The organism is Mesorhizobium sp. M7A.F.Ca.AU.001.01.1.1, assembly GCF_004022735.1.
Classification (GTDB): Bacteria; Pseudomonadota; Alphaproteobacteria; order Rhizobiales; family Rhizobiaceae; genus Mesorhizobium; species Mesorhizobium ciceri.
This window is the reverse complement of record NZ_RZPF01000344.1, coordinates 1-6550: the sequence shown is the minus strand read 5'-3', so window position 1 is coordinate 6550 and position 6550 is coordinate 1. Positions and strand designations below refer to the sequence as shown.

The window sequence follows — 6550 nt, the reverse complement described above, 5'->3', positions numbered from 1 at the left end:
GATCGGCGGCGCGCCCGGATCGCGCGAGGTGATGGTGACCATCTCGACGGTGCCGATGGCGCCGTCGTCGATCGCCTTGCGCACAGCGGCGAAATGCGGGTCGAAACGCCGGTTGAAACCGACCATCAGCGTCGCCTTGGCCTTGTCGACCACGGCCAGGCATTTCTCGACGCGCTTGACGTCGAGGTCGATCGGCTTCTCGCAGAAGATCGCCTTGCCGGCCTTGGCGAAGCGCTCGATCAGATCGGCATGGGTGTCGGTCGGCGTGCAGATGATGACGGCGTCAATATCTCCGGCTTTCTCGATGTCCTCGATGCTGCGCACCTCGGCGCCATAGGCGCTGGCCAGTTCGGTGGCCGCCTTCTCGAACGCATCGGCAACCGCAACCAGTTTGGCCTGCGGATTGGAGCCGACGGCACGGGCGTGGACCTTGCCGATGCGGCCGGCACCGAGGAGAGCGAAGCGAACGGTCATGGGTATTTCCTCTGGGGGAATGGGTTGGAGAGAGTTGTCCGCACCTTGCTTTTGGGGAAAGGTGGCAAGGCTATTTTTCGAGCGCGCCAGAAAACAGGATGACCATCCTGTTTTAGGCCGCGAGTTCCGCCTCCCCGGTCTTGGCGCCGGTGATGTAGGAGACGATATCGTTTCCGTCGGTGTTCTCCTTGCGCAGATTGGCGACGATGCGGCCGCGCCGGAACACGACGATGCGGTCGCAGAGATCGAACACCTGGCGCATATTGTGGCTGATCAGGATCAGCGGCTCGCCATTGTCCTTCAGCGTACGCACGATGTTTTCGACCTGCGCGGTCTCCTGCACGCCAAGGGCGGCGGTGGGCTCGTCCATGATGATCAGCTTGGAGGCGAAGGTCGCCGTCCGGGCGATCGCCACGCACTGGCGCTGGCCGCCCGACATGTGGCGGATGGTGTTGGACAGATTGGGGATCTTCACCGCCGTGCGGACCAGCGCCGCCTCGGTTGCCTTGCGCATGTATTTGCGGTCGAGGATCGAGAACGGGCCGAGGTTGAACAAAACCTTCTCGCGGCCGAGGAACAGGTTCGACGGCACGTCGAGATCGTCGGCCAGCGCCAGATTCTGGAACACGGTCTCGATGCCCGCCGTGCGGGCCTCGATCGGCCCGGCAAAGTTCACTTCCTTGCCGTCGAACCAGATCTGGCCGCTGGTGCGCTGCTCGACGCCGGTGATCTGGCGCACGAAGGTCGATTTGCCGGCGCCGTTGTCGCCCATGATGGCGACATGCTCGCCCTTGCGCAGCTCGAAGTTCGCGCCTTCCAGCGCATGCACGCCGCCATAGCGCTTGGTCAGGTTTTCGGTCTTCAGGACGATGTCTGACATGGTCATGCCCTCATTGCCCGCAGGCGTTGGCGCCACTGGTCGAGAACCACCGCACCGACGATGATCACGCCCTTGACCATCTCCTGGTAGTAGGCGTCGAGGCGCAGGAAGGTGAAGCCGGAGATGATGACGCCGAAGATCAGCGAGCCGATCACCGTGCCGATGATCGAGCCGCGGCCGCCCGACAGCGAGACCCCGCCGATGACCGCCATGGCGATGGCGTCGAGTTCGTACATCACGCCCATGCCGGACTGCGCGGTCAGGTTCTTGGAGCTCAGCACCACGGCGGCGAGCGCGGCGAGAATGCCGGCGATGACGTAGACCAGGATCTTGTGATTGGCGATCTTGATGCCGGACATGCGCGCGGCGTCCTCGTTGGAGCCGATCGCGTAACAGTGCTTGCCGTACCTCGTATAGGTCATGATCAGCTGGAACAGGATGGCCAGCGACAGGAAGATGACGACCGGCATCAGGCCTTTGCCGATGCTGGCGAAACTCTCGGTGGGAAACGAGATCGGCTGGCCCTTGGACCACCATTTGGCGATGCCGCGCGCGGTCACCATCATGCCGAGCGTGGCGATGAATGGCGGAATGCGCGTGTAGGCGATCAGCGCGCCATTGACCAGGCCGGCGAAGAGGCCGCAGGCGATCGCCACCAGCAGCGGCACGATGACAGGCAGGTCGGTCCAGCCCTGCGCCAGGAACATCGCCTTGGGATTGGGGTTGCCGTTGACCGTCGCCACCTGGGCGAAGCTCATGGCGATCATGGCGGTCGCGCCGACGATCGAGCCCGAGGACAGGTCGATGCCGCCGGTGATGATGACCTGTGTCACGCCGATGGCGATGATGCCGACGATCGACACCTGCAGGATGATGATCTGCAGGCGCGCTTCGTTGAAGATGCCGCCGACATCGCTGCGTGTGTTGAACAGGAAGCTGTCGCCGAGAAAGATGCGGCCGATCAGTTCGAAGATGACGACGAGAATGACCAGGGCCAGGAAAACATTGAACTCGGCCGGCCATGTGCGCTTCTTCGCATCATAACCGACGCCGCCGACGCCATGAGATGTCTGTGCCACGTATTCTGTCCTCCATCAGCCGCGGTCGCCCTCGCGCCGTGCCGGCGCTGAGGGAGAGAGGGAGCGGCGCTGTCTTGATCGAGAGCGCCGCTCCGTATCGAACCGCTGGCGGCTCAGTTCTTCTTCAGGAACTTGTCGATGTTGGCTGGCGTCACCAGCTGGAAGGGCACGTAGACCTTGTGCTCGACCTTCTCGCCCTTGGAGAGCTTGAGCGCCGCATCGAGATCGCCGGCGCCCTGGCCGGCCGCGTCCTGGAACACAGTTACGTCGAGGTCGCCCGCCTGCATGGCCGCCAGCGCGTCCTGGGTGGCATCGACGCCGCCGACGACAACCGCCTTCATGTCGATGTTGCCGGCCTTCATCGCCTGGATGGCGCCGATGGCGCTTTCGTCATTGTTGGCGATGACGCCATCGAACGGCTTGCCGGTCGAAAGCCAGTTGGTCATCAGGTTCTGCGCCTCGTCGCGGTTCCAGTTCGACGTCTGCTTGTCGATGATCTTGATGAAGCTGCAATCCGGCGTCGCGATCACATCGTCGATGTCCTTGGTGCGCTGCACGGCGGCCTGGTTGGAAAGCTCGCCCATGATCACATAGACATTGGCTTCCTTCTTGCCGGCTTCCTTGAACAGGCGGCAGACTTCCTTGGTCTCGAGCGTGCCGGAATCGGCTTCGTTCGAGGCGACGAAGGCCTGGTTGTCGGGCAGCGTGTCGACGTTGACCGGCTCGCGGTTGACATAGACCAGCGGGATCTTGGCTGCGGCGGCGGCATCCGACATCGCCTGCGTGGCCGAAGTGTCGACCGGGTTGACGATGATGGCGTCGACGCCCGAAGCGGCGAAGTTCTTGATCTGGTCAAGCTGCTTGGCAACGTCGTTCTGCGCGTCCTCGACCTGCAGCTCGACGCCGCTCATACCCTTGGCCTGCTCGATCATGCCGTTGCGCAGCACGGTCAGGAAGTTGTCGTCGAACTTGGCCATCGACACGCCAACCTTGGCGGCCAGGGCGGATGAACTCATCAGCGCCGCGAAGGCGACGCCTAAAATCAATTTCTTCATTGTGTTTCTCCTCCACATATTGGTGTCCGGTTTCACCGATTTATCCGGAATCCCCGATCTCCCCGGGGAATCTCTCCCTGATGTCGTTTCTATTCCGGGTGACGCTTGCCGTTGGCTGGAACGTCAAACCCTCTGTTTGAAACAGATATTCCGGAACGAAAGAACCAAAATATACAGATGATGAAATATTTATTCCATTTCACATCGGGGCGTCAAGGGCGATTCCGCGGCCTGCGGGCCGATTTACGCATCGCTCTGATGGATTCTATCATTTGCCTCGGCACCTTGCGCGGCGGCTGGCTAGATGTTTTCCGGCAGATAGATGTCGAAGGGCAGAAAGGTCTGGCCCGGAGCGTTGGCGGCGCCGGTTTCGATGGCATGCGCCATCAGGTCGACGAGCTCACGGCATAAAGCGGCGAGCGGGGTCGAGATCACCATGGTGAGGATGTTGTCGGCGAGCGCCGCGCGCGACTCGGCGTTGATCTCGTTGCAGACGACCACCGGCATGGTCGCGGGCTTCGCTGCCCGCAGCGCCGAGACCGCGCCTTCCATGCCACCGCCGGCGACGTAGCAGCCGGCAAGATCCGGATAGCGCGCCAGAAGATCGATCATCGCGTCATGGGTCACCTGGTTGGCTTCCAGATTGACCAGCGTTTCAAGCACGCTGAACTCCGGCGCATGCTCGCGGAAGAAGGAGCGAAAGCCGATCTCGCGCAGCTCATGGCCGTGGAAGCGGTGGCTGCCGACGAAGAGGGCGACCTTGCCGGGCCGCTTGGCTGCCTTGGAGATCATCCATGCGGCGGTGCGCCCGACCTTGCGGTTGTCGAGGCCGATATAGCCCTCCCGGATGCCGGCGGCAAAATCGGACAGCACCGAAAAGACCGGCTGCCCTCTCGCCTTCAAGGTTTCCACGACCGCTGTCAGGGTCGGATGGTCCGGACCGACCACGGCGATGGCCCTCGATTTCGCCGCCAGCCTGCGCATCTGGGAGGCGATCTCGTCGGGAGCCAGGGAGCTGGCGAAATCGATGCTCGCAACGCCGCGGAAGCGCTGCGATTGAGAGATGGCCAGTTCGAGTTCCCGCGCGAAGTCACCGTAGAAGGCATCGTTGCCCCGCAGCAGCAGGAAGCCCAGGCGGTACTCCGGCAACTCCTGGCGCATGCGCTGCTTGATAAGGCCGGCGGCGTGGTAGCCGATGTCGGTAGCGGTCTCGTAGACGCGGCGCGCTGTCTCTTCGCGCACCGGCAGCCGGTTGTTCAGCACGCGGTCGACGGTGGCGACACTGACGCCCGAGATGCGCGCCAGATCGGATATTGTCGGCCGCTTCACCATGCTTGCCTCGTCGGGTTTGCTCGAGCCCTTCGTACATCATCCTGATGGGAAATGATAGAAACTATCTTTATGATGTTGAGTCTATCATCAGTCGGCGTTACTTTGACGCCCGAAGCCAAGGGATTTCATGGCATTCGCTCTGGCGGATGCCTTTGCCGAGGGAGGCAATCATGTCCACTGCGCCGTCCCGGCGTGACTACAGCCTGATCGGCCGCGACGCCAAGCTCGCCGTCGAGACCGGCCTGTCGGCGGCCGAGTGGTATCACACCGACATACCGCGCAAGCAGATGAAGGAGCTGATGCAGCGCTCCGACGGGCCGGCGATCCGCGATACGGCGATCTGGTTCGCCGCCCTGACCGTCAGTGGCGCCGGCGGCGCCTGGCTCTGGGGCACATGGTGGTGCGTGCCGTTCTTCTTCGTCTATGGCGTGCTCTACGGCTCCTCGACGGATTCACGCTGGCACGAATGCGGTCACGGCACCGCCTTCCGCACGCAATGGATGAACGATGCGGTCTATCAGATCGCCTGCTTCATGATCATGCGCAATCCGGTGACCTGGCGCTGGAGCCACACGCGCCACCACACCGACACCATCATCGTCGGCCGCGACCCGGAAATCTCGGTGATGCGGCCGCCGGATCTGGTTCGCGCCATGCTGGGCTTCGTCGGCGTGCTCGACGCCTGGCATGCGATGAGCGATATGCTGCGCAACGCCGCCGGCACCGTCAGCGCCGCCGAAAAGACCTTCATTCCAGAACAGGAACAGCCCAAGGCGATCCGCGTCGCCCGCATCTGGACGGCGATCTATGCCGCCACCGTCGGGCTGGCGCTCTACACCGGTTCGTTCCTGCCGCTGATGCTGGTCGGCCTGCCCAGGCTCTACGGCGCCTGGCACCATGTCATGGTCGGGCTGCTGCAGCATGGCGGCCTGGCCGACAATGTCACCGACCACAGGCTGAACAGCCGCACCGTCTACATGAACCCGATCAGCCGCTTCATCTACTGGAACATGAACTACCATGTCGAGCATCACATGTTTCCGATGGTGCCCTATCATGCGCTGCCGAGGCTGCACGAACTGATCAAGCACGATCTGCCGGAAGCGACACCGTCGATCCTGGCCGGCTACCGCGAGATGATCCCGGTCTTCCTGCGCCAGCTGCGCAACGAGGACTATTTCCTCAAGCGCGAGCTGCCGCCGACCGCACGGCCATATCGCGAGGAATTCCACAACGACACTATCGCCGCCGCGGCGGAATGATCGTGCTTCCATCCGATCCAGACTGTTTATTTAACGCAATTCCGGACGGAAAACCGCTGCGCACTTTTTTGCTTTTGGGAGGACTTGAATGAGCGACTGGGTCGAGGCCTGCGCCACCGGCGACATAGACGAGGAGGATGTGATGCGCTTCGACCATGGCGGCCGCACCTTCGCCATCTATCGCAGCCCCGACGACGAGTTCTTCGCCACCGACGGCCTTTGTACGCATGAAAAGGTGCACCTGGCCGACGGGCTGGTGATGGATGACATCATCGAATGCCCCAAGCACAATGGCCGCTTCAACTACAAGACGGGTGACGCCCGCGGCGCCCCGGTCTGCGTCAACCTGAAAACCTATCCGGTCAAGGTCGATGCCGGCAAAGTCCTGATCCAGATCGGATGACCGATATGGCGGGGGGGGTGGTCATCATCGGCGCCGGCGCATGCGGGGGGCGGGGGGGACTGGGG

The 6550-nt window shown here is 62.7% G+C and carries 7 protein-coding genes; 2 read left to right on the top strand and 5 right to left on the bottom strand.

All coding sequences use genetic code 11. The features are described from left to right. The 5 genes from EN884_RS20555 to EN884_RS20535 all read right to left on the bottom strand — a co-directional run. Window positions 1-474, bottom strand: a 474-nt coding sequence (locus EN884_RS20555) for a Gfo/Idh/MocA family oxidoreductase (protein ID WP_164895077.1), incomplete at its 3' end; no start/stop codon positions are given. A gap of 112 nt (window positions 475-586) precedes the next feature. Then, window positions 587-1354, bottom strand: a complete 768-nt coding sequence (locus tag EN884_RS20550) for an ATP-binding cassette domain-containing protein (protein WP_023810655.1) — start codon at window positions 1352-1354, stop codon at window positions 587-589. A 2-nt stretch (window positions 1355-1356) separates the two neighbouring features. Further along, window positions 1357-2433 (bottom strand): ABC transporter permease, encoded by a 1077-nt coding sequence (locus tag EN884_RS20545; protein WP_013528362.1) that lies wholly within the window; start codon window positions 2431-2433, stop codon window positions 1357-1359. Window positions 2434-2546: 113 nt separating this feature from the next. Beyond that, window positions 2547-3488 (bottom strand): sugar ABC transporter substrate-binding protein, encoded by a 942-nt coding sequence (locus EN884_RS20540; protein ID WP_128360709.1) that lies wholly within the window; start codon window positions 3486-3488, stop codon window positions 2547-2549. Window positions 3489-3788: 300 nt separating this feature from the next. Next, entirely contained in the window at window positions 3789-4820 is a 1032-nt protein-coding gene (locus tag EN884_RS20535) for a LacI family DNA-binding transcriptional regulator (protein ID WP_027161043.1), read from the bottom strand. 170 nt (window positions 4821-4990) lie between these two features. On the opposite strand from EN884_RS20535, the gene EN884_RS20530 reads away from it, so the two are divergent. Both EN884_RS20530 and EN884_RS20525 read left to right on the top strand, forming a co-directional pair. After that, window positions 4991-6082, top strand: coding sequence for a fatty acid desaturase family protein (locus EN884_RS20530; RefSeq protein WP_063169774.1), 1092 nt, complete (start codon window positions 4991-4993; stop codon window positions 6080-6082). An 88-nt stretch (window positions 6083-6170) separates the two neighbouring features. Continuing rightward, window positions 6171-6485: a MocE family 2Fe-2S type ferredoxin gene (locus EN884_RS20525; protein ID WP_027161041.1), complete on the top strand. Its 315-nt coding sequence runs from the start codon at window positions 6171-6173 to the stop codon at window positions 6483-6485. Window positions 6486-6550: the final 65 nt, after the last annotated feature.

Bases quoted from the DNA above. Each gene is read 5' to 3' on its own strand.
- EN884_RS20535 (WP_027161043.1), bottom strand. From the start codon at position 4,820: ATGGTGAAGCGGCCGACAATATCCGATCTGGCGCGCATCTCGGGCGTC.
- EN884_RS20550 (WP_023810655.1), bottom strand. From the start codon at position 1,354: ATGTCAGACATCGTCCTGAAGACCGAAAACCTGACCAAGCGCTATGGC.
- EN884_RS20525 (WP_027161041.1), top strand. From the start codon at position 6,171: ATGAGCGACTGGGTCGAGGCCTGCGCCACCGGCGACATAGACGAGGAG.
- EN884_RS20540 (WP_128360709.1), bottom strand. From the start codon at position 3,488: ATGAAGAAATTGATTTTAGGCGTCGCCTTCGCGGCGCTGATGAGTTCA.
- EN884_RS20530 (WP_063169774.1), top strand. From the start codon at position 4,991: ATGTCCACTGCGCCGTCCCGGCGTGACTACAGCCTGATCGGCCGCGAC.